The following is a 24,887-nucleotide window of genomic DNA, read 5'->3' on the forward strand; positions in this document are numbered from 1 at the left end:
TCGTGTTGATCTCCTTAAGGATTTATTGTCATACTTACCTATACATCAAGTTTTGAAATGTGAGGTAATGTGGCAAAACATCCTGTAGAACAATTACCTAGACTTGATTTCTCAAATTTAGATTTTGTTAAATTCGGGGAATACCTCAGTGAATATAGTATTGTTGATAAACAAGGAAGATACCTTATATTGCCCCCGCAGATCTACGTAGCAGGCTAAATAAGATATCAAAATCGTAGGATGCTTTTTCTTACTCCTCACGGCGCGAGGAGTGAGGCTGGATTCTAGTACAGTTTAAAATAAATAAGGCGAGAAAACATTCCTCGCCTCAATTTAGTGTTTCAAGTAATACAAAAAGACCTTTTAATTATCTATAAACAGGAAAGGGGCTATGCCGACGATTTTTTCTGTTATGAAATTATGATGCAGATTTACCGCAATAACCGAATAGATTACTGCTCCATCGGGGGTGAATGTCGCTTCCCGTCGCCGACGTGAAAGAATGACAGTTGGTTCCAGCTTGGGTTCATAACCGCCGCCAAGGCCGGTATCATGAACTGATTTCATGTTTATTCTGTTCAATTCTTCACGACAAGCAACAAAGGTTATTTCGTCGTACTTTGACATCCTTTCGTCTGTTTTCATCAGAGCAAAAATATCGGACAATTTTTTACGGTTTCCTGCTTCAGGGCTAACCACCAGTGCATCATATTTATTGATTGCCGTATCGTCTGCTCTGTTTTTCCATATTGCCGCCTTAACTTCTTCATCAGGCATTCTTTCGTAATATTTAATACCATAATTTCTTACCCTGCCATGATTTGAGCTATTAGCTTCTACTCCGGTAGCAAGTAGATAGTTTTCAACATCATTGGCAGTCATATTTTGAATATCGTTTACGGTAAAAGTTTTGTCACCTATTTTTACATTAGCCAGACTTGCTGTGTTGCCTGCTTTAATTGTTGCATAAGGTTGTACAGTCAAGCCGCTATTACCCAATGTAACATCAAAGGGAGAATTCAATGGATTTTCCGGTGCTTCCAATAATGTCTTGTCGTGAGGACCAAGAAACTGGATCGTTTTTCCTGCGGGGACTTTTGTCGCTGCACTATCAGAGAAAAAATATCCGTGTGAACTCAGCATCAATTTATTCGCAGGTTCATTCGGTACCGTCCATAATTGGAATGCACCCCCAAGCTCAATTTTTTGTGGTTCAAATTGAGGATGACTTTCTTTCAAAAGTTTAATCCTGGTTTCCGCTTTTGTTTTTCTAATATCGCCCGTTCCAATATCTGTTTCTGGTTTCTTATTGCCTTTCCTCCATTCTCTCACTCTGTTTCGGTAATCGGTTGCCGACTCATCGGGCATTTTTTCAGGTTTTCCATCACCCACGCCCATGACATTTCGGTGTGATTCATTTATGTTTATTTTGATATTTGTCAGCGGAATTTGACTATCGCCCTTGCCAGAATAAGGTCGGATAATATACTCACTTTTTCCTTTAAATATGGCATATTCTGCTCTGAATCTATTTTCCGTTAACAGGGCTGAATTATTCTCCAATAAATAATCAGAATTACTGAAATCGAATAACGTATTTTCATCATTGACGTAATATCTTGTTCCCACAATACGTGATTCTTCTAGTGCAGAAAAACCACCACTGATTTTCTTATCAATCATTTTATTATCGATAGAAGTAAACCATGTTGGGTAACGATTATAATAGATATGTAGCATCTCATGATATAAAGCAATCGCGGGTTCACGAGAACGCCAAGGTTCCTCGGTAATCTTTTCTTCCATGCCAATCAGATGGTTATCTGGATCAAATGTGATACTGCTGCCGGCGCTGTTTTTGGCATAAAATTGCCCATCTTTTTCGCGTACAATGGCACTCATGGTAGGTGGCTGGATATTTATACCTTGTTTCTCAATCTCTTGAATAATAATATTTCCGGATGGTATCTCCTCTATTTCATTGAGTATACGAGTGACCTGATTGATGAATATATTATTACCTGTTATTGTGATCCCGACAGGAGGAATATCTACATGGTTACTCTCTAACGATGTATATCGTACCGTTTTTGAGATATTACCTGAACTATATTTTGGCATCAGTGTGGTAGGTATTTCCTCGATAGAAAACGCAATTTTATTTACCACTGATTCGTTATCAAAGGGAAAGGATTTTCTCAATAAATAGGGAAGTTCTGTTTTTATTGCATTAATTTTTTCAACCGAAATATTCAGGTTGTTTTGCAATGGTAAGATGATTTCACGTATCCAGGTCTGTTGGATATCTACTATTTCTGTGCTGAGTAGAGCTGTCTTATCTCCAAGTTTTAGTGATTTTTCGAAGAAATGGGTTAATGTGTCAGTAATATCTGATAGTTTATCAATATCATATCTTTCACAATCTTTGAATGCGGTGTTGATATGAATAAATGCATCCAATATATTATCGTTATTAATATTACTGTATGCTGCTTCAAGTTCCTGATCTATTTTTTTACTTTGCTCCAGAATAAGAAATTTATTAGATACATCGGCATGAGTAATCCAATGTCCATTTTTATCTAATTTAACCGCAGGCCAGTAACTAAATTGTTTGGGGTAAGCCGGGTTGACGACACGCCAGGTATGATTTGCATCATCCCATTTAACTTGATAGTTAGTACCAGATTCCTTTATATAGTAGTTCTGTTTAACCGCTGCTTCTACATTAGCAGGGCGTATTGAATAAATCCCTTTATATATTCCTTCATTTGTATGAGGTACCATCCTATCGAGTGAAATATTTCTGACTTGCCATTCATTTTTAAGTTTACCTAATCCTCTGGTACTTTTTCCGAAAATATCAACGAAACTTTTCTCAAGTTTAATGCTATTTCTCATTGCACCGACTGCGCTGATCACTCCCCGATAAGTTAAGGTTAGTGTTGATCTGATAGGTAAAGGTTCGATTAAATCAATTAACCCACCGAGTATAATTCCAGAGGATTGACGTAAGGTTATGATTCCATGCTCTGGTAGTGTCCTGACAACCGCTGTAATTAAAGCTCTCCCGGTCAGACCAGCTTGTCTGAGGCGCAATGTAGTTTGTGTTACTTTTGCGGCCATTGATTCAGTCAATGACATACCCAGGGTAGCAACAACCAAAAGCACATTTGCTGTATCAAAGACAATGGAACCAATATCTTCTCCCGTTAATTTATATTCACTATCGGTCGTTGATTTATAGATAACATTATAGAAAGGAATAAGAATGGTTGCTGCTATATGCCACCCAGAGGTAATATCCAGCGCCTGTTTACTTTTTATTGCAATATCGTTTAAACCTTGTTGTATTACCGTTGCCGTAACAGAAAGTAAGTTCTCTTCTTTATAAAAATTAAATTTAGGTGAACCAGTGAAACTAATTCTTACATTCATTCCTGAAGTTATACCATAATAATCATTCCAAAATGTATCGTAAGAATATTTATATCTGCTTGTTTCTGCGAAGCCGCTCAAGGTTTGGGCTCGTTCATAACCCGTTGGGAAAAGTCTTTTTCCGGTGTTGACCATCATATTTGGCATTAATATTCCCATGCCTATCTCAATTTTTCTTTCAATGAAAAATAATGCATTGGGCTTAGACATGGCACGTAAGGTCGGATTGCTATCAACTTGTTGCTGGGAATATTTTTTTGCTTTCACACCGCCTTGGATCGTTGAAATAACCAACCAATTACCCTGATACATTTTTATCATGGCGACATTTCCCATACCCTGTTCGACTGAATAGAGAAAAGCTTCTTCTGGTGGGTTAATAATCTCTTCGACAGTTAATTTTGCAGCCGGAGATGAGAGTATTAATTTACTGAGTGAAATGGATTCGTAATGACTGTATTGGTTTTTATAAACATTAAATTGCTCATTAAAATTGTATTGTGAGTCAAATTTATCTCTCTTTTTGAAATCGATAAAAGAAAAGTACCCTGCCGGCTTTACATTTTTTTTATTGAAAGGGGTAAGTTTTATCTTGTCATTTTCAAATAATTTTATTGTTTCTAATGTGGAGTAATTAAGTGCCTGTTCCACATTAGCATTTTCTTTTCTCATTCGATAAATGATTGCTGCTGTTAAAATAATACAGCCTTCCATATCAATATGTTTTGATTCCTGGGTAAGAACATGATCAGTATCATATTGAATATTATTTTTTTTAAATAATAACTTAGCCTGATTTTGGGCGAAAATAACATCGCGATAATCACCATGACCTTTAGTCATTTTTCCGACTTTAGGGGCAATTTGATAGAGTAGAGCACCTAACGAAGATAAGACTAATAAATGATATTTAGCAGCTTGTAGTGTTTGCAGGTCAAAGATATCTTTCTGATTATATTCGCCCCGGTTTTGTTTTTTTATTGCTATCTCTTCTTTAGCTAATTGGGCTAATAGTATGTCATCGCCAATGTTAATAGTTTGATTTGTCTCCGGATGAATAATGGGTATACCTGGATTAATATTGTTTGAGGTAATTAAGTCCGTTATTTTTTTAATTCCTTTTTTATAGGATTTGAAAAGATTTGCTTTATCATTAATTCGTTGGTTATAATCTGATTTCTCTTTATCACTTAACTCTATATTGCCATCTGACATAAAAGTTAGTAATGCATCTGAATAGATCTCATCATCAATATCGCCTGTAGAGAATGCTTCGCGATATATTTTCAGTAAAGGCTCTTCGGCATTGATACCTAGCTCCTCCCATATATCCACTTTAGTATTATTTGAATCTATTTTATCTTGATTGATTTTTTCCAGTTTGTCATAAATTTCTATTTTTGCTGTTAAAATATTTATTGCTGCATCGATATCGCTTGTATTATAATTTTTTATAAAAAATAGGTTGAATATATTATTAATGTTATGCAGTAACTCAGAGTGTTTTATTTCAGAATACTCATTGAAAACAGCGTTCACTGCTTTTTTCAAAGTATGTTGTAATTCGGATGAAAATTTGTGATAAGAAAATAAGCTTTCTATTATATATAGACTCGTTTCTTTAATGTCAGAGGTTATCCAGATTGGGTCATTTTGATTGTCTTTCATTAAGGAAACAAAAACCTTATTGTTATTTTTGTTTCCTTTTTGCTCATATTGCCAATATTTCCCATTGACTACAGTATATTCCTTTTCTTTTTCCTGATAAGCATTGTTTTTATTTGCGATATCGTATTCAGAATTTGACATATAATCCTCCAGGTTGATTAATTTTATTATTTATATAGCTATCAGTATTAAACTGATTCACAGAGTTTGCTATTCATGCCAACATATTATGTTGTAATTTCTCATCATAATCGTAAGGCAGAGTAATTATAATAAAACTGATGTAATATCAAATATCAATTAATAACATTATAAAACTATTAATTAGTCCAATTATATATAAATGTTTATCTATTGTTTTTTATATACGGATGGCAGCAAATCAGTACAGCCGTTGAGAAAGGGAATGGAAAGGTATTCCTGGGTGATAGGAATATTTGGTGAAGGCTCCCTGTGATAAGCTGTAAACAGGATAAATGATAAATATTTTTAAATAAATAACGGGGGATGTTCTTACTGAAAGAAGGGGTGAAGGATTAAGTAAAGGATGAGCGATGTGTGACGCAGCCGTGTATTCAGGGAATAACACAATTAAATCACGACTGCGCAATTGAAAATGAATTTATAAGATTACTTTATGCTTTTCTATTTAGTGTTGGTATTAATGGTATCAGATTCTTTTTCTGAGTTTCCTCTAATATTCTCTTTTTCGGCGCCAGTTTCGCTACTACAGCAATAGTCTTGTTTCATAATAACAGGTTGATGTTGGGTTTTATCTAAGAGCAGGCAGGTGACATCTGGTCGTGAATAATGTCCGACGGGGTCTGCAACCCCTTTTGCTAAGGTAATCGCACTGAGATCGATATCTGCATACAATAACCCTTCTTCATTAGGGGGTAATGGTTTGGCAATCTGTTTACCATCTGGTCCGTAAATACAGGCATAACCTCCACCTGTCTCTAATAGAGCTTTATGTTCTTCGGTTTGGCATATCATATCAATCATTTCTTGAGAAACCAGAGCGCAGGCACCAATGAAGAAACATTGGCCTTCCAGTGCATATACACTACTGACAGCGGTATTCATTTCTCCTGTCAGGCCATGAACTTTCCCTTTATAAATTGAAAAGCTTGGCCAGGCACCAACATGTACTTGTTCATCCTGAGCAAACATAGCGTATTTTGATAAAGGTTGAATATGTTCCCAGCAATTTAGAGCGCCAACCTTACCAAGAGGCGTCTCAACAATGCTCAGATCGCTGCCATCACCCTCCCCAAAAATTGTTCTTTCTACATGAGTAGGCTTTAATTTTCTTCTTGTTAACAATGTGTTACCAGTCTGATCGATGATAGATTGAGACATGTAAAGACTGCCTTTATCTCTTTCACTGAAACCAAGTACCACCATAATATTATTATCTGCTGCTGCCTGTTCAATGCGTTGGTATTGCTTGCTATCTATAACCAATGAATTGTTGTGATACTGTTTAAGGAATTGCATGCTCCAGAGAGGGGAATCCAACCAGATAAACCACGGATAGCCCGGTATCCAGGTTTCAGAGAAAGCAATCAACTTAGCACCATTATTGGCTGCTGATTCAATTAATGTGATAGTTTTTGCAACGGTAGCTTCAAGATCAAGAAAAACAGGTGCCGCTTGAACGGCGGCGACACGATATGTTGTATTTGTTGACATGATTAGTTTTTCTCTTTGGTATAGGGACAACTATCATAATGTGGATTTTAAACCAAATAGTATAGGATTTGCGCTTTATTTTAGAATATATAACTGTGGCCACATTTTTTTAGCAAAAAATACCTTTGTTTTATATTATGCTATTTTTCTGTGTAATAATTGTCATTTATTCATATAAAAAACTTATTTATATATGAAGTTTAACGTATCGATCTGTTAATGTTGGTTTGATGTCGATCACATATCGAACTGAATCGGGATTGTAATGATGTTTTTATGCTCATTGAAATCAGGAAAATCCCTGACAATATTTGCCAGAGATTTTTTTATAAAGTACTATTTTTATGTTTGATTAATGGAGATTCGTTCTTGCTTTCTGAGTTCTGGTCCATTCAGGGGGCCTGATAATCAACCGATCAGCTTTATGGTTCTTTAGGTTCGTAGTTGAAGACTTCAAATTGTTGTCCCAGACCGATTTCTAGGTTGTACCAGGATTTTGGCCAGAAATCGTCAGTGAACCAGTGAGAAAATGAAGTTGTGTTCGGGAAGCTGAACTCGCCGAAGTTGGGATCGAAAAAAATGACACCTTTCTGGTCATCTACATAGGCAGCTACAGTATGTCCAGCCATTTTTCCGAGAAAACTGATCTTCTTGTAGCCTGATCCTTTATCACCTGTATCCAGAATAGCGTGTAATAGGTCTTTTGTACCTCTGGCACCGGTTTGACCCATTATCTTGGATGAGTGTTCGCCCATGTCGTCGTTTTCTTGCATGCTTGGTTGAATGCCTTGTGTACCAAGCCAGTACTCGGTCATTGTACTTTGTTCATCATCCAGATAGCCATCCATCTGTAATTGCTTAATGGAAAATAAAGTGTCGATATGAAATTTTCCTTTTTGGCCCCCGACATAGAGTTGGTCAAAGAGGTTTTCATCTTTGGCATGGGCGCTTATCCAGTGAGCAGATATAGACTCACAGACGCCGCCTGAGGTGTCTTTGTGTTTCATGATTTGGTCCAGGAAGGTACCTTTGGTTTGGGCAAATTTGAAGGTGACTTGACCACCGTACTTACTTGCAGAATTTCGAACTTTGCCTAATCTGGTTCTGACCCCGAAATGCATCATTCTGTCCATTATCATGCCGGGAGAAAATCGACTTTCTTGGTTTTTTTTGCCATCGGTAGTTAGCTCACGATCGAGCATAGAATGGCCTGGCAGGTTGCGTTGCAAAGTGTCTGAGAAACGCTCACGTAGCCCGGGCCTTTTTCTGTTAGTGTTTTGAGAATTAAGTTCCAATGGAGTCGTGGTATTTATATCCTCCTGATCATGTTCAATAGAATCCCTTAGTTGTATTGGGCATTTTTTTTGTTTTTCTTTTTTACTGTATTCGTGTTCCATATATATTACCTTTAAGTTAATTCTTTGCTAATAATTTAAATTTACTTTTTTATAAATAATTATAATTCTCATATAAAAATCTCAGAAAATATAATCAGCTTCTTTTCTTTGAAGAAGAAAATATTCTCCCGAAGAATGTATTTAATCTAGATAGTCTTTCACTATTTCTTTGAGTAGCTACGTTTCTTTTATTACTCTTAGGAGCATAATTCTGCCATAGCTCTGGATCTTCATCCCACGGTGCAATAGTTTCTTTATCGTCCTTGTAAAAATGAACTCTATCTCCGAGCCTTTCTCTATTTCGATAAGCATAACGTAATTCAGAAGCGGTAATTGACTCACCGGGGCCGGCTTCAAAAGAATCAGAACCTTTTGTTTTATTAACAACTTGTTCGATATTCAGACCATCAAGAACAAAATGTATCTTTGTTTTTCCATTCTTGGCGGCCATTTCTATACCTAATTTGCTGCCTCTTTTCCAAAGCAATTTAGGTGCTAATGAGGAAAGAGCCCATGAGTGATAGTAATCAGAATCATACTTACTGGCTGTTTTTTCATATATCTTAGAAAGACTAAATTTAGGATTTTCCTTTCCAGTATTAAAATAATCATTCCATAGAGGATACCATCCCCTTTCATCTGAAATAACGTCATTCTGTAATTTCTTTGATACCTTAATATTTCTGGAATATTTTTTTGGATCATCAAATAATTTTTCTAATTTTTTATTATTATCGTCTGGATTTTTCCCTGAATGCCTATCCCAAACATTCTTAGAAATACTATTATTATAAACATCTATAATCATTGGAACACTATTAGCATCTTTTGAATCAAAATCAGGATTAGCGCTTCTTATATAGCGTCCCCTTTTAGCGGCAAGACCATAAAATAGGTCACCATTTTCTTGGTTATAATGGGTTATTTTAGGAGTCAATTCCAATGGGCTAGTCATATCCATATTTTTCTCATTATTTCCAATGGCATCATTAAACTTAATGGCTGACTTTCTCTGTTTTTCTTTCTCATTATATTCACGTTCCATATTATCACCTTTATATTAGCTATCTGTTAGTTATTCGGATTTATACCCGTTATCTTTCAAATTGCCTCTTTGTTGGCTGCACTCACTCACCCCAGTCACAGAGTTATCTATGTTCCCGGGGATTTGCTCCCTTGCCGTCGCGATCCATCTTGAAATCCATTGGGTATATAATGACTAAAATCTGATTTTATTATGTTTTGAGGTCATTGTAATAAGTGTTTGTGTTTTTAAACTATAATTGGAAAATTAATTTTAATTTTCCAATTATTGAATGTGGTTATTTGCTTTTATCAACTATCAGTACGAGCTCTTATATTTCTCGGTTTCTTGCGTTTTGGAAAGGTAAATGATGATGGCGGTATGTCGGCGTCACTGTCATGCATAGGAACAGATTTTTTTTCTTCAAAAATTATTTTTTCTTCAGGAATGGTGTTTTTTTTCTCTATAGGCGATTGGCTTGGATTAAGATTAGCAATCTGTTTGATCTCTTTTGGATCATTAATTACGCGTGTGATAGCGTGGCCTGGAATTTCTGGTGAAATTAACACTTCTTTATCGGAAAAAGCGTTTTGAGAAATGTCGCTATTTTCGGTACTAAAGAAGATATTACTCGGTTTATTCAGATCGAAGATTTTAGTCGTATCAGGCAGCTTATTCACGTCGATCTCTATTATTGGCGACCAATCTTTTTCTGGTCTTATCCTTCTTTCTGATGCGGGTCCAGCCTGATTCCAACTTCTTACAGTATTCTGCGCGGCTCCTAGTTCGTCACCTGTAGAGATATAAGGGCTTAATATATTATCACCGGAAACATGTTGTGCAATAGGGATATTAGCACTGGGAGAGGTTGCTATAATTGAAGCATGTGTCGGCCATTCTTTTAATTTCTTATATTCATCTGCTCTATTCAAATGTTTATCTTTAAGTTCCGTAAATAGATTACCATCCGGTGGAACTGATACTTGATATTTTGTAATGGGATCTTGTTTATCCGAGGCTATCATACGAATTGCACGGAATAGTTTTTCTCGACCCGTTCTATTAATAAAATCCTTCGGTGTTTCATATTCATCTTCCATATCAGGCGTATTTTGATTGTTTCTGGGTAAATCTAATACGGGTGAAAATGATTTTTTTCCATAATTATCTGGCTGTGTTGAGCATTTTCTTTTTCTATCATCGGTTTTATCGTATTCGTACACCATAATTATCACCTATAAGTTTTTTTGGTTTTGTTATATTAGCGATTGTATTGTAGCTAAGATGTTAATTGAATACGGGGTACTTCAACCACATCATCATAACGTTTGCGTTGGTTGATATCGTCGGCCTGAGCTGTAAAACGATTATTTTCATCTACCTTGAGAGCTGGCAAACCAAGACGATGGGTAATGCCGGGCAAAAAGTGATCAATACCTTCATGGGATTGCAGATGAGCATTACCATAGATGGCAACGAACTTCTCTCCCGCAGGTAATTGTCGTAAACGCTCAACTGCTACATTATTAGCCGCACCGGCACGATACATCAGGCCATGCTTTCCTTCGGTAGGGCGAGTTGTGCTGTTGTTATCTAGTGCAATGATTTTCATCTGCTTGCTTCTGGCCTGTCCAAACAAATTCGTAGATAAATGTTTGGTCTTAAGCATTGCAGCCAGCTCAGCAGGCATGGGTTCATTCCCACTTGTCAGGAATTTATCTATCAACGGTTGAGTTAAATCTGAGCGTAAGTGTTCCAGGCCAATGACCGTCACGCCATGCGCTTTTAATACATCCATCTGCTCTTCGACAAAACGTAACCCGTTTAAATCTGAGCCATGATTTTCACCGATCAGTAGCCCTTGACGATCTTTAAGTAAGAGAGACAACTGGCTGTTCAGATCCACGCTGTTATTCAGTTGATGATTAAATTGCGTCAGTGTATCTGAGGAAAATTGCTTATCCCAGGCAGCCACATCCGTGTTATGCGAGCTGTGATATATTGCTTCCATTTGTGCCAATCTGCCTTGTTCCAGTTGGGTCAGATAGGCAGGATTAGCAAACCGGTTAAGTAAAATGGTCTCTTGTGATTTAGCAGAACCTGGTTCGGCTTGCTTGGCTGCTTCCTTAAGGAAATAGACCGCCATCTTCACGCTTTCAACTCCTCCGGCCATATCCAGCAGCTCGTTATAGCTGTAGCCAAGATGGGCCTGTTTATTCTGTTCATCAAGCCGGGTATGAGTCAGTAACCCTTGACTCTGGGCAATATCCAACCACTTTTTGAAGTCATCAAATTGATCGCCTAGCTCCACGTGGAATTTAGGTTCAAAAGGCAGATTGTTGGGAATTTTTCCCTGATAGCCTGTTTTGGCCGCAAGATAGGGATCTTCTTTCACCCAGCGTACCATCAGATCGGTCAGCCCAGGTGTATTACCTTTGGTCTCATCACGGGCAATCTGGTAGATCTGTGATGCCATTGCAGGACGGGTTTCCGCCATTTCCAACAACGGGTTGCGTACTTCCTGCAAAGCACCGGTAAACATCAAGTCTTCCAACTGTGTTTGTGTTCTTCTTAGGGCAGTATTACGTTTAGAATCAGGATGTTCCTCAAGATAACGGGTAATGCGTCGATGCAATTCGAAACTTGCCGTGAATTGTTCATTTCCACTCAGATTATGGAGATGCTCAAGTCCATCCAGAATTCCCTGATAGGAGGGACCAATCCGTTTGGCAAAGACAGCAGCCTCTTTACGTAAATTATTGCTGGTGATGAGGTTATGGAGTAATGGATTATTCTGCTTACTTTGAGGCAATTCTAGTGCCTGTTCAGATGATTTCTCTTTATCATTGTCTAATTGTATCGACGGTTTTCTTTTTCTTTCGACGGTTTTATCGTGCTCAAATACCATATTATCACCTGTTAATTTTCGGTAAGAGGTATGTTTGGAAATAAATACTATATGGATTGACTATTGTCATTTTATTTTTTAAAAATAAAGTTAAGTATATTTTAATATATAAATAAAGTGATTGTATGAAATAATATTAATTGGTGTTGAAATGGTTGTTTTTATATAAATATAAATTAAAGATTTTGAACTCCTGTTAGTTTGTCAGATTTATCTTCTGGGACAGTAATACCTATATTATTTATCGTGACAACAGCACTATGGCTATTTTTCCATCTTGAAAGAATATCCTTTATTTTGGGTAAATAATCCGAATGGGTAATACCAGAAACTTCAAGAATGACGTTTTGATTATTCTGATCTTCATTATTTTCCTTAGCAGGCTTGGTTGTCAGATTCACTTTTGCAAGGGCAAGGCGGACATCTTCTGTGCCACCTAAATCGGCACACAATTTGCTAAATAAGGCTTGGTTGATTTGCGAATTATCCAGATTTGATTTTTGATCTACAGAAGTGGAAATTTGACTAACGGGTTTTATGGTCTCTTTAATATCTTGCAGTTTTACCGGTGCGGTAATTGAATATAATAAAGAGAGGCGAGGGCGATTACCAAGCGCTTGCCAAAAGTTACCTAGGCTATTTAAATTTTCTTGTGGTGGGATCACTCTGGTATAGGCTCCAGGAATTTTAGGTAATTGTCGGTTGTTAACCAATGCATTTAAAATAGTTGTCATGACTTGTGCAGCTTGATTATCTGGCTTACTGTCAGGGCAATCGCTGCCCCCTGGTTTACATGAATGCCAATAAGTAATTAAATAGTTGTAACTAATATTTACCCATCCAGACAATAAGAAGCCATTGGTAGGATTATAGCTCTTTGGTTCAGCAGAGCGTAATTGTAGGTCTTCATGTATATCATAAAGAAATACACTGACTGTAGGGTCTGATGGGGTTGAATCCATTTCGGGTAGATCAAAGCGGATATCAATATCATTTAAATGCTGAGATAAAATTTCATTTAATGCGTTATTAACTTCAACAATAGCATTATTAGGATTAATGATATTTGTCATATTAACTCCAATTCTATTAAATATTTAGAAAACCAATCGACCAGTTTTATTTAATTCAAGTATCACTGCTCGCTCTATGTGTTTATTTTCAATTTGATTACCATTATCATCCGCGGCTAATATTGATGATAATAAGGCAATATTTCTGATATTAGCACCGGTTAGATTTTTCTGTTTAGCCAAATGCGCAAAATCAAGTTTATCTGATAAATTAAGCTGTTCAGGCCAAATAGCTTGCCACATTGCTTTGCGTAATACTTCATCGGGGTAAGTAAAGCGGGTAATAAAGGTAAAACGGCGATTAAATGCACTATCCAAATGGCTGCGATTGTTGGTAGCTAAAATCACCAATCCCGGATAATTTTCTAATCGCTGTAATAAGTAAGAAACTTCAATATTGGCATGTCTGTCTTGAGCGTCTTTGGTTTCACTGCGTTTGCCGAACAGTGCATCGGCTTCATCAAAAAACAACACCCCGGAATCTGCTTCGGCTAGATCGAAAATACGGGAAATATTTTTTTCCGTTTCACCGATATATTTGTTCACCACGGTAGAGAGATCGACTTTAATCAGATCTACGCCAAGATGCCCGGCAATCACTTCTGCGGCCATCGTTTTTCCGGTCCCTGATTCACCGTAAAATAGGGCGCTAATACCGGTACCATAACCTATTTTTTCCTGAAAACCCGCGTTTAATATTTGGTCACGGTAATTAATAGCGGCAATAATTTCTCTCAGTTGTTGAGTTAATGTGTCTGAAATGACTAAATCATTAAAACTGCGTTTGGGTGTTATCCGTTGGGCTAATTTACCGAAATTCTGTTGAGCACGGAAACTTAATGCTTTACGCAAATCTATCTCCTTCAATTGGCCTTCCGGTTGACGGAGTATTTGATATTGACTAGCTTCTTTAAGAATTAACGGTAACGTTTCGGGAGTAAATGAAAAGCGCTGACATAACTGAGTAAGATTAATGTCACGATCGGCATTATCTGGCAGATTTTCTATCAGCATCGATTTTTTCTCTGCCAGCGTGGCTATAGGCATCTCAATTTGTACCATTGGCAAGTGTTGAATCCATACGAATGAATCTCCCGGTTCTACCAGACAGACTACACGTAATTTGGGTTGATTTAACAGGGTAGATAATTCGCTTTGCCATATTTTCTTTTCCCCTGCAAGTAAAGAAAAATTACGGATTAATAAGCAGGCATCGTGTAGCTGGGCTTCCCGTATTGCGTCTGTTAACAGGCCAGATTTAGTGTTGGTATTCTCTTCGTCCGGTAGATGGGCTAAATCGAGAATTAAGGTACTGATATTATGAGATGCCATAATATTGCTGACTGCTAATTCTCTGGCGCTGTCCTGTTTTCCTTTGAGGAGCACTAGTGGGCGTACTTCATCTATTTCATTTAACAATATCTTTTTAAATGAATGACAAAGGGTTTGTGGATACCAAGTCTGTGAGGTTGGAGTATGCCAGTAAGCGCAGGATATCAAGGGAGGTAAAATGACTCGCTGACCGGATAAAAAATACCAGACTGCATTGTGAGTTAAAAATTGCGTTTGTAGCCAAATGGGTTCCTCTTGGTTGTTGAGCCGTAATAAATGGTTACTGATTAATGGAGCTTGCGGTAAAAAGTGGTTTTGAAATAATGGCCAGTCACTTTGGGGCTGACTAAATAATTCAATCGCTAAAGCGAAACTGGGCCACTGTTTTTTACTGTTACCGTGCAGAGCAGCAAATAGCGCATGATAACGGTTGTCAAAATGCGGCAATAAACCTAACAATAAGGCATCACGTTCAAATTCCGTGAGTTTAAAACGAGTGACCAATAGCGATAATGCACCGGAGGCAGAATGACCTTCTGTTTCGGCATCAGCAACGACGATATTCTCTGTTAGCCAATGAGGAATACCTAACGGTTTTTCCAAACGTTGTTCTAATTCGTTTTCTTCAAGTAAAAAACTTTCTGGCAATGAATCGTATCTGCTTCTCTTTTGGTAATAGTGACGTTGTAACAGTAGATCGATACGCTCCAGATGGGGATAAATCCAGCGTAGATCGGCTATTCTATATTGATGTTCTTTCATATAAACCTTGTCAATGTTTTACCAGTTGATTAATAAAGGGCGATCCAGCCAGGGAAGTTTGGCGATATTTAATGGCCAGGGCCAGTTGTTTAACAGTGCATCGAATGGTTGAGGTTGCACCGTGATTTTGATTTCTTGCTCATTTGTCAGCAATTCCCCCGGTCGTTGTAAAAACAATTGTCGGGTATCATTGCGGCTTAATTTTTTCCAGGCAGGAAGTTGACTGATAACCGCATCTAGCCATTGTTCTGTTACCAACTGTTTTTCTGGCTCAATAGGGATTGATTCTGTGTCCTCATCGGCAATTAGCCCACACAGAACGCGGTTCAGTATTTTTCGTTCTGTCTGTGCTTCTTCGTTTCCCCAAATGAGATAATCAAGCAGATCAACAGCACTAAACTGAGCTTGACGATGAATAAATTTTTGTTTTTTAAACAGGCCGAGTTGGTTAAATAGAGTAGGTAACATCGGCCATAAAACCAATATTCCAGCATTATTGATCTGACGGGGAGGCGGGTGTTCAGGTAATAACACCGGTTCAGAAGTCATGGATGATTTGTTATCAGATTTATTGTTATCCCCGCGTTTGGCAATAAAGCGTTCCGATAAATGTTGGTATTCTTCAATTGATAGATGTTTTTTACAGCATTGTGAAATTAGCTTGGTTTGCCACAGTTGTTCCAGCCACTTATTTAGTGGAGAATTATTAGCGATAACTTGGCGAAATAATGCAATAATAGGCGCTGTATTAATAGCATTGTCATTGAGTTCAGTTGTAATAAGTGATATGACCTTTGCATCGGGTTCAGTTATTTCCTGTCTATTATGCCGCTGGATATATTTTAATGCATTCAGTATCAGTTGCCAAGAGGAGACAGGCTCTTCTTGGTATGGTGATATATTTATATTTTCAGATAATTTACGATTAATGGCAGTTAATAAAGTGGGTTCTCTGATAGCTAGAAGTTTTTGCAGGCTATGTTCGGATAAACAGCTTTTTGCTAATAATAGTGTCCAATTGTTTTGTATCTGGGGTAATTGGTTAATTAATTTATTAATATAGATATCAGCAATTTCACGATTATTTATTTCCTCTGTTGGGTTTAATATGGAATCTTTCCGATATAAGTAATGAATAAATTTCTCAATATCAGATTGATTGTTTACCTGATATTGGCTCAATGCTTGACTTAGAGTAGCATTAAGCCGAACAGAAAACAGTGAATTAAAATCATCTAATATTATTTCGCCAAGATTCAGGGTGAGTGTCTCCAGGTAGATATTCTGATTAACAGCATATTGGTTAAAATATGAATTAAAGAGTTTGTTTATACTGGATTGATTAAGCAGGGAGCCATGCAATACTTTTTTAGCTGCCTGTGTGTTATTAGCGTCAATAGTAATGATAATCTGATTTAATAGATTTGGCTCCGAGACCATATTTATATTTCCTTTTTGATTGATAAATATAATTATTAATATAAATATTTAATAATTACCTCAATACGTTGATTTTCGGTGAAAATTTTTTATTATTATACTGCCTTAACAATGAATTGAGATTCCTCTTTTGATGAAGTGGAAGGTAATTTTCCTAGTGTTAGCGTTTTTAAAATTTCGTATGCTGTGTCCCCTAAGGGAGCCCCACTGTTTTGCCAATGCTTATAGATATTGGCAAAGTTCTTGAAATACTTTGGTGACAGCCAGTGAATAACAAGTGAAATATGAGCGGGTAACTCAGCTAAAATCTCAGCTTTCACCCAGGACTCCAGTTTGTAAAGATCGACTTCGCCACTCCCAATAAGTTCGCGATTTAGTACTACGCTGACCACAAATGAAAAATAGTCAGTTTTGGCATGTTTTTCACCAGAGAAATACCAGTACCAAGGTGATGAATCTTGTGGAAATTTATCTGTTGAGGTTGTATCTTTCTCAATTAATATATGTTTCTTAATATGATCAAATTCTACCACATGAGCTTTAAATTCGTAATCAGGATTAGTTTTGAGTGTGATTTCGGTTCCTGCACTAAAATGATTATGCAGAAAAAGGGCATCGCTGTTACTGTCTACGGTAATCCAGCGTTCATTTTGTGGATCGTCTGGTGAAACATCACTGGCATAAACCAGTTTATATTCTATATCGTAATTTGATAAATACCAGCAATAGCGTGATGCCATTTCCTTTGGTGGAAAATCATCTTTTGAATTTTCATCTTTTCTAAGTAATATCCGTTTTTTACCTCTATCAGATGCTGCTATGTGTACTTTAAATTCGTAATCGGACTTAATTTTTAGTGTGATTTCATTATCCTTTGCTATCATTGCAGGGAAGTGGTTTTCGTCACTGACAGTAATCCAGCGTTTATTTTCTGCATCACTTGATGGAATTTTATCGGTATAAACCAGTTGATAATCTATATCTTCCATCCACACTGAGCTATTTTTCCAGTGCAGATTATTAGGTTTTTTAAATGCATTTTTTATTTTTTCCAGATTGATTTTTAACTCGCTGCTATTATTAGCGTTTATAGTGAATGTATTTTCTGTCACTTCAGTGATCATTAGGTTCATCAATCTAACTATATTAAAATTATCGTCTTCACTAAATTCCAGATTAATAACCTGACCTTGTTTTAGGTGGCCTGCTGTATTATTCTGTGTGATCTTAATTTGGTCATCTTGAAGTTCTATATTATCAGGAGTTTGGTTGCTATTGAATTTTTTATTAGGTTTTATTGGTAAGAGTTGCCGATGTTCAATTAAATAAAAAGGGAGTTCATCCAGCTTTGGTGTTTCTTTAAAACATTCTCCTCCCAGACCTAACCGGGCAGCGATACGTTTTTGCAGTGCTGACACTTTATCAATACGAATATTATTACGCTGATAGGCTAGATCAGGTTGTTGAGATAAATATTCGCGCTGGGTGGATAGAAAATCTTTATCTTGAGATTTCTCTAATTCTGATTGTTGTGAATTTGACAGTAGGAGAGGGGTTGCACATTGAGCTCCGAAATATCTCAACAGATAATCTAGAATTACCAATTCCTTAGCGTAGTTTTTATCATTGTTATCAAATTTCACCTCATTATTTACCTTATTAATTAAGTCAGATTTTATGCTTTGGTGAATATTATGACTGACAGTATTTTCTTTAAAAGGCCATTGAATACCACGTACAGTATTTTCTCGTTGTTTAAATGCCAATAATTTTGGTAACAGGTCGAGTTCAGCGCAACCATTAGCTAGCACTTGTTCAAAAGGCAGCATAAATTGATGTAACTGTATCTGCTGTTGAGTATGAGTTTGTAATCCATAGCAAGCAGGTAATTTATTGCTTACCGGATAGTAATTCAGAACCTTACGATGTTTACCCCAATTTAGTAGTTCAGGTTGTGTATTAATCAGAGGTTCTGAAATTATTTTTTCTGCTAGCTGTTGTTTAGTTACGGTAGTTTTAATTCCGCCCTTGGCGGTAATAATGATTGGGCTTGCTTGTGAGGTAATTAATGCTAATGGATCGTTGCCCCATAGTCTGGGGTAGCACCCCTGATCGATTTTCCAGGACCAATTATCATTTGGTAGTTTAGAAATTTTTTCATTATTATCATCTAACGTGAATCGGGTAACGCTTTGAACACCTTTGATTGCCAATAATTGGTTAACCAGAGGGCTTAGATTTAATACCATAGGGTCGTTATAATCTTTAACCGGAGGGAGTGCTGGTATCCAGCCGTGATGCAAATAAGGTCCATCAAAAATTTCTTCATGACTGTAACCCATTTCTTTCATCTCTTGGGTGGTATAACGTAGCGGTTTTTCTGCAATCGCTCGTTCCGTTGTTATATAGATTTGGGCAAAGATGTCAGCGATATCTTTGACATCATTATCAAGTTGAATATCAATCCTTAATGGCAGATCGACAGGTTCCAACCAAATAATTTTACTGACAGATTCCCCCAAATTGCGGTTGTTTTTCAGGAAGTCCTCTAGGTTTTTTTGGGCTTGATTTTTATTTGCTTCCGTTTCTATCGTTTTCCGATCAGGGAGAAAATAAAGCCAGTAATTTCCTCTCAATGTTAACTGTTCGCTGCTTGATCCTGTTTCTGAGGATTGGGTAAAACTGTATTCACGTTTCTTTTTATCGTACCAATAGGTATAGCGTTGATTTTCAGGTTCACGAATAAGCTGTATATCGTTAAAGAAAAAATAACCGTCACTTTCGTCGTTGCTATGTAAATCCAATAAAGCCCGGCGATAATCCTCTTCGTTGATGGGGCCACAGGTCAATATTTTTTGTGGGCCAAACTCCTTAGGGAAAATACCGTCATCGGGTGCCCGTTCTTCTTGTTTAGGTGTAAGAAGATCTTTCAGAGGTAATGAATGGCGGTAAGCTAAATCAGATGTACCATAACAACAAGCTTCTAATAAAGTAATTCCGGGATCATTTTCGCCCATATCATTCCAATATTGACCGGATTGTTGCTCAATAACGGTTTTTGCCTGGGTAAGTAAGGTATCAAAGGCAATATCGTCTTTAATAATGGGAAACAGCATATCTCGATTATTCATTTGTTAATTCCTTAGTTGGGGACGTGTTTATGACCAGACTAAAATCAATACTTCATCATCGGCGGCTTCTATACTTTCATTTACGGTAGGTTGGTTGTCTTTTGTTAAAGTTAAGTTGGTGACCCGTTCAACCAGAGGTGATTGCTGAATCGTGGCTAATAATTGGAAGTAGTCAATACGATTACCTGGTGTTACGCCAATAGCCGTATTTTCTCCCCATGGCATATATTTTCGACTTAGTTCCTGTTTTAGCTGATGAAGGCCATAATCGGGATTAACATCCGAGGAAAATATCAGTTCATAGTGGATCAGAACGTTAACATATGTGGGATTTTTAATTTCAATGGTTGTCCAGGGGCTGCTTAATCGATCTGACCATTCGACCATTTCGCTCAACCGGGCTTGGTTCAATACTGGGCGTAGTGAATCATCATTATCTTTATAGCGGTTGTCAGGGATGATGATTAATTGTCGTTTTTCTGGTGCTGGAATTTTGGTTAATTCACTGGCAGAGGGGTATTTGACATCAAATAAGTTAATAAAATTTTCTTTTAGTAAAGTGACAATATCTTTCCAGCTCAACACGCGATTACGATGGGATAAGCGGGTAGAAACCCGTGTCAGGAATCCTTGCTCAGTTTCTTTCGGGCGACCATTCCAGGAGGTCCAGGGTTGAGTTACGTCATTGATGGCAACAGATGCGTTGACTGGTTGTTTAATGTTATTGGCGGTCAAGCCGTTGATAAAATGATCCTGTTCGACGGTTTCTTTGTTGATTAAGGTTGCGGTCGTGGCGTTATATAACAAGTCCTTAATTTGGGGATAATCCAGAGGTTCAATTTTATTGATTATCTTTATTGGTACTTCTTGTTCCTCGTTTAGTTCTGCTTTTAGCCAATAACGTCCTTTTGGCATTTGAGATTTTGTACTTGATGCTTGCCACGGTAGTAAAGTGCTCCAGACTTCTTGATTAGATAAACTTTGGGGTAGTTCAGTTAGTGGCTCCCAGGTATTACTGTGAGATAAATAAGACCAAGACAAAGCGGGTTTTTTAGTACCTTTCAACTGCCAGTACAGGGATAAAGTATCCTCTGGTGATATGCCAGTAAAACCCAAATAAAATGCTTCATTGGTTAATGAGGATATTTCTGAATCTGCATAACCCCAGCCAAAAGGGGTCAGAGGATAGATAGAGAAGTGCTCGGCTTTAACTTTAGCGTTGAATTGAACCTGTAGTGCGCTAATTTGTGGCGTATAAGGTGGATTTTTGCTAGTGGCGTCTTGTTTATATTGGGTGTGCATAAAATCTTGTTCGACCAATTCTATACGCACTGATGCGTTGTCATAATAGCCATAGTCATAGTCAATTTCAGGCAAGGTAAAATTTAGGTTTTTTCCTTGTGGTCTTTCGTCTCCATCGAATAGTGCTTGAGCGTTACCCTCATTTAGTTTGGACTCCGAGTAGGAATCAGATAAATAGCCCTTCACTTTAAATGCGCTATTATTTTCAGGTTTAGGACTATATTTTTCATACCATGTTGAAAAATTCTCTGTAGGCAAATTAATCCATTGAGGGGTAATTGTTAGAGCCGTGTTTTCAGAGCCATACCATTTTGGAACAGCCAGGTTAAAACTGGCACCAATAGATGGTGACTGACCAAAGGGAAAAAGAGTTGTATCTATTGGCTCAATTTGTTTATCAAGGCTTTCAGAGGCATAGAGTATATTGTGATTGCAGTTAATGTTGCTCTCAATACCTGTAATCTTAGGTAGAATCGACCCTTGAATGGTGGTTAGTTTCAATACGGGGTCATCAAATGCCATATTATCCAAGGCATCAGGGGGGCTAATGGGATCATCATTAGCGGATAAGAAAAATGTAAGATAATGGGTATTATCGACCTTTTCTTTTTTTACTGATAGTGAAAGCCAGCGATCTCCTGAGCTAATTTGAGCGGTGATGTGTGCAAGATCACCTGTCCACTCGCTCTCTAATGTGGCTTTAATTGTGCGTTCTCCTGCCGGCATAGCAAATAAAGACGCGGTAATCAGATAGCCGGATAAAACCGAGGCATCATTAGAGGTTGGACTAAAAATCTGAATACCATTTGCGGGTAATTTAATGCCATTGGACAAGTTAAGAGGCATTGCCGATTGCCAACTACCATTATCTTTCCGATACCAGTACAGATCAGTCAGTTTTCCCTTATTCGTCTTCGCTAGTAAATGTCTTATTGGTGGCGTTTGTGCTTTCAACCAGTATCGCCCCTTTGGCATTTGAGAGGTTTGATTTGAAGCATCATGGGGTAACAAGGTACGCCAGGTTCCTCGGTCAAACAGGTTACGAGTTTTATCGTCAATCAACTTATCCAGTGGACTCCAATTGTTGTTTTTATTGAGGTAAAACCAGGATAAAGGGAGTTTTCTAGAACCTTCTAACTGCCAGTACAGGGATAAAGTTTGTCCTGGTAATACATCGGTAAAACCTAAATAGAATGTGTGGTGAGTTAATGATGTTCTATTTTCTCCTGCTTTTCCCCAACCAAAAGGCGTGAGAGGGTAAACGGAAAATTGTTCGGGTTTAACTTTGGCACTGAACTGAATCTGTAATGCACTAATTTTCGGGGTGTAGGGCTGATTTTTACCGGTAGGATTTTGCCAATATTGAGCATGCATAAAATCCTGCTCGGTCAGTTCCAGGCGTATTGATGCAGGCCAGTTATTAGACGATGGGCTGTCTGCAACGGAATAATCCATTGTAGGTAAGGTAAAAGTTAGGCTTTTTCCTTGTAGTTCATTGCTTTTACTTTCATTAAATAATGATTGAGCCTCATTAAATTTTTCTCTTTTTTGAGGTGTGATTAAATAAGCCTGCACTTTAAATGCATTATTTTCGGGTGGAGAACTATACTCTTGGTACCACTTTTTAAATCCCTCTTTGGGTAATCCAGTCCATTGAGGAGTAATAGTTAGTTTGGCGCTTTCTGTTCCATACCATTCAGGGGCAATCAAGTTAAAACCAGAACCTGACGACGGTGATTGCCCAAAGGGAAAACTCGTTGCATCTGTTTTTTCAATACTGCTATCAGAGGAATAACGTACATTACTGTTGCCGTTAATGCTAATTTCAATATCCGTAATCTTGGGTAGTACCGGTCCCTGAATGGTACCCATCTTTAATACCGGTACATCAAACATCATATTATCAAGGTTGTCAGGCGGGCTGATGGGATCATCATTGGTTGATAAATAAAGTTTAAGATAATGGATACTCTCAGCACTTTCTTTTTTTGCTGATAGTGAAAGCCAATGATCTCCTGAACTGATTTTAGCGGTGATGTGATCAGGATTACCTGTCCACTCGTTTGCCAGTGTGATTTTAATTACGCGCTCTCCTTTTGACATAGCAAATAAAGGCGAGGTAATCAGATAACCGGATAAAACCGGAGCATCATTAGGTGTTGGGCTAAAAAGTCGAATACCGTTTTCAGGTAATTCAATATTATCTGAGTGGTTTAGTAGTATTGCCGATTGCCAGCTATCGTTATCTTTCCGACACCAACGCAGATCGGTCAATTTTCCTTGATTCGCCAGTAGATCAGCATCTGATGCATATTGTAATGGATTTCCAGCGCTATCCTGCCCGGCATCAAACAAGGTTCCTTTAGGGATAAGATATTCTGCATTATCTGTATTTAAGGTAATGCCTAGAGCCACGCTATCTGCTTGAGCATTTCTGGGTTTTAGACCTAATAATTCCCGATAATAAAGATCACGATGTCGTGCTGGAAAAGTATTAAATAAAACTTTGGAGGTTTCTAAGAGTTTTAAAAAAGCTAAAACAAAAGCTTGATGGGCCGGTAAACGGCCATCTGCTTTATTAACATTTTGGTAAAGATCGGCTAATTTCTCAGGATTATTTTCCTGAATAAAATAGAAACTATCCCAGAATTGTTTTTTTTCTTGATCGAAAGGGATGTTTTTAGCGTATTCTTGTAGCCAGTTTAAAATATCCAGCGTACTTCTTTCATCAAGTTTAAAATCTGTCTCTGGTACGATAGCGGCGAGTTTGTTTTTTAATTCGGTGAGTCCCATATTATACCACCTGTTATTTAAATATATGGCTGATAGCTATTGCGGAATTGAAACGTTATTTAATAATGAATTTTGAGACGTGATTTATCCGGCACTGACAGTATATTGACTGGCAATAAAACGGCCTTTTCCCATGCTTGGTGTTGTGACATCTGGCCCGGTTGATGGATTAACTGCCGGTTGTGATGGGGTAAAACGGGCGGTAAATTGCTGCCCGACAATAATCACCGTGGCGGGGCTGCGGCAAAAGTTTATTTGTTGACTGGCATCCAATTGAGCAATGGTGACCATCCCCATGCCGGGTACCGGGTGGCTTGGAGTAATATATTGCGCTTGAAGTTGTACCTTTTTTTCATCACCCAAAATGGCGATCTTTTTACCTTGAATTTGCGCATGTCCGCTGCCTCTGATGGTCGCTAATCCCAAAATGGTGACCTGTCGGTTGCCGAAGAATGGTTCAAATAGCAGACTATCGCCATCGACGATCAATTGTTTGCTCATAAACTCACCTTTGCCTGCCCCTCGTTAACTTCAAGAATGCCTTCAAGCTGTTGACTAATTTCACTGCCTCTTAGGGCATAGGTTACTTGAATATGTAAGGTATTCGGTGAATCTGTTTTCTGAGTTACCTGAATATCGGTGATTTCTGCGCGGGGTTCATAGCGCAATACGCGTTCTTCAATGCGGGTTTGAATCTCCGACAATAATTCATCACTGATATTTTCAAACATATAATCATTCAGACCACAGCCATAATCCTCACGCATAATCCGTTCACCGGGTTCAGTTAAAAAAAGGATTTTCATACTTTGGCGAACATTTTCGGCGCCTTCGGCCATTGCTATTCCAGTCTCAAGAGAAAACTGTGGCGGAAATTTCCAACCGCAACCATAAATATCGGCTAATATTTGGCTTGTCATTTCA

At 37.7% G+C, this 24,887-nt stretch carries 13 protein-coding genes; all 13 read right to left on the reverse strand.

Annotated features, from left to right (window positions below; translation table 11 throughout):
- Window positions 1-363 precede the first annotated feature (363 nt).
- The gene (locus C5469_RS06610; protein ID WP_166303988.1) at window positions 364-5,247 is read right to left on the reverse strand and encodes a putative adhesin; all 4,884 of its coding nucleotides are present in this window, start codon (window positions 5,245-5,247) and stop codon (window positions 364-366) included.
- 504 nt (window positions 5,248-5,751) lie between these two features.
- Complete coding sequence (locus tag C5469_RS06615; RefSeq protein WP_166303991.1) at window positions 5,752-6,801, reverse strand: carbon-nitrogen hydrolase family protein; 1,050 nt, start codon at window positions 6,799-6,801, stop codon at window positions 5,752-5,754.
- 422 nt (window positions 6,802-7,223) lie between these two features.
- Window positions 7,224-8,198: a YopT-type cysteine protease domain-containing protein gene (locus C5469_RS06620; RefSeq protein WP_166303994.1), complete on the reverse strand. Its 975-nt coding sequence runs from the start codon at window positions 8,196-8,198 to the stop codon at window positions 7,224-7,226.
- Between the two features lie 94 nt (window positions 8,199-8,292).
- Window positions 8,293-9,243 carry a hypothetical protein gene (locus tag C5469_RS06625; protein WP_166303997.1) on the reverse strand — a complete coding sequence of 317 codons (951 nt, stop codon included), beginning with the start codon at window positions 9,241-9,243 and terminating at the stop codon, window positions 8,293-8,295.
- Window positions 9,244-9,533: 290 nt separating this feature from the next.
- On the reverse strand, window positions 9,534-10,448 hold the full coding sequence (locus C5469_RS06630) for a hypothetical protein (RefSeq protein WP_166303999.1): 915 nt from the start codon (window positions 10,446-10,448) through the stop codon (window positions 9,534-9,536).
- A gap of 53 nt (window positions 10,449-10,501) precedes the next feature.
- The gene (locus C5469_RS06635; RefSeq protein WP_166304002.1) at window positions 10,502-12,130 is read right to left on the reverse strand and encodes a membrane-targeted effector domain-containing toxin; all 1,629 of its coding nucleotides are present in this window, start codon (window positions 12,128-12,130) and stop codon (window positions 10,502-10,504) included.
- 176 nt (window positions 12,131-12,306) lie between these two features.
- Window positions 12,307-13,203 carry a Pvc16 family protein gene (locus C5469_RS06640; protein WP_166304005.1) on the reverse strand — a complete coding sequence of 299 codons (897 nt, stop codon included), beginning with the start codon at window positions 13,201-13,203 and terminating at the stop codon, window positions 12,307-12,309.
- Window positions 13,204-13,227: 24 nt separating this feature from the next.
- Complete coding sequence (locus C5469_RS06645) at window positions 13,228-15,297, reverse strand: ATP-binding protein (RefSeq protein WP_166304007.1); 2,070 nt, start codon at window positions 15,295-15,297, stop codon at window positions 13,228-13,230.
- 18 nt (window positions 15,298-15,315) lie between these two features.
- Window positions 15,316-16,737, reverse strand: a complete 1,422-nt coding sequence (locus C5469_RS06650) for a contractile injection system tape measure protein (RefSeq protein ID WP_166304010.1) — start codon at window positions 16,735-16,737, stop codon at window positions 15,316-15,318.
- A 95-nt stretch (window positions 16,738-16,832) separates the two neighbouring features.
- The gene (locus C5469_RS06655) at window positions 16,833-19,868 is read right to left on the reverse strand and encodes a hypothetical protein (protein WP_166304012.1); all 3,036 of its coding nucleotides are present in this window, start codon (window positions 19,866-19,868) and stop codon (window positions 16,833-16,835) included.
- Between the two features lie 27 nt (window positions 19,869-19,895).
- Window positions 19,896-23,963, reverse strand: a complete 4,068-nt coding sequence (locus C5469_RS06660) for a hypothetical protein (RefSeq protein ID WP_166304015.1) — start codon at window positions 23,961-23,963, stop codon at window positions 19,896-19,898.
- A gap of 84 nt (window positions 23,964-24,047) precedes the next feature.
- On the reverse strand, window positions 24,048-24,464 hold the full coding sequence (locus C5469_RS06665; protein ID WP_166304017.1) for a hypothetical protein: 417 nt from the start codon (window positions 24,462-24,464) through the stop codon (window positions 24,048-24,050).
- Window positions 24,461-24,883: a GPW/gp25 family protein gene (locus C5469_RS06670; RefSeq protein ID WP_166304020.1), complete on the reverse strand. Its 423-nt coding sequence runs from the start codon at window positions 24,881-24,883 to the stop codon at window positions 24,461-24,463. The genes C5469_RS06665 and C5469_RS06670 overlap by 4 nt, the downstream gene beginning before the upstream one ends.
- Window positions 24,884-24,887: the final 4 nt, after the last annotated feature.

It is taken from the genome of Photorhabdus cinerea (assembly GCF_011189575.1).
GTDB lineage: Bacteria > Pseudomonadota > Gammaproteobacteria > Enterobacterales > Enterobacteriaceae > Photorhabdus > Photorhabdus cinerea.

Bases quoted from the DNA above. Each gene is read 5' to 3' on its own strand.
- C5469_RS06610 (WP_166303988.1), bottom strand. From the start codon at position 5,247: ATGTCAAATTCTGAATACGATATCGCAAATAAAAACAATGCTTATCAG.
- C5469_RS06615 (WP_166303991.1), bottom strand. From the start codon at position 6,801: ATGTCAACAAATACAACATATCGTGTCGCCGCCGTTCAAGCGGCACCT.
- C5469_RS06620 (WP_166303994.1), bottom strand. From the start codon at position 8,198: ATGGAACACGAATACAGTAAAAAAGAAAAACAAAAAAAATGCCCAATA.
- C5469_RS06625 (WP_166303997.1), bottom strand. From the start codon at position 9,243: ATGGAACGTGAATATAATGAGAAAGAAAAACAGAGAAAGTCAGCCATT.
- C5469_RS06630 (WP_166303999.1), bottom strand. From the start codon at position 10,448: ATGGTGTACGAATACGATAAAACCGATGATAGAAAAAGAAAATGCTCA.
- C5469_RS06635 (WP_166304002.1), bottom strand. From the start codon at position 12,130: ATGGTATTTGAGCACGATAAAACCGTCGAAAGAAAAAGAAAACCGTCG.
- C5469_RS06640 (WP_166304005.1), bottom strand. From the start codon at position 13,203: ATGACAAATATCATTAATCCTAATAATGCTATTGTTGAAGTTAATAAC.
- C5469_RS06645 (WP_166304007.1), bottom strand. From the start codon at position 15,297: ATGAAAGAACATCAATATAGAATAGCCGATCTACGCTGGATTTATCCC.
- C5469_RS06650 (WP_166304010.1), bottom strand. From the start codon at position 16,737: ATGGTCTCGGAGCCAAATCTATTAAATCAGATTATCATTACTATTGAC.
- C5469_RS06655 (WP_166304012.1), bottom strand. From the start codon at position 19,868: ATGAATAATCGAGATATGCTGTTTCCCATTATTAAAGACGATATTGCC.
- C5469_RS06660 (WP_166304015.1), bottom strand. From the start codon at position 23,963: ATGGGACTCACCGAATTAAAAAACAAACTCGCCGCTATCGTACCAGAG.
- C5469_RS06665 (WP_166304017.1), bottom strand. From the start codon at position 24,464: ATGAGCAAACAATTGATCGTCGATGGCGATAGTCTGCTATTTGAACCA.
- C5469_RS06670 (WP_166304020.1), bottom strand. From the start codon at position 24,883: ATGACAAGCCAAATATTAGCCGATATTTATGGTTGCGGTTGGAAATTT.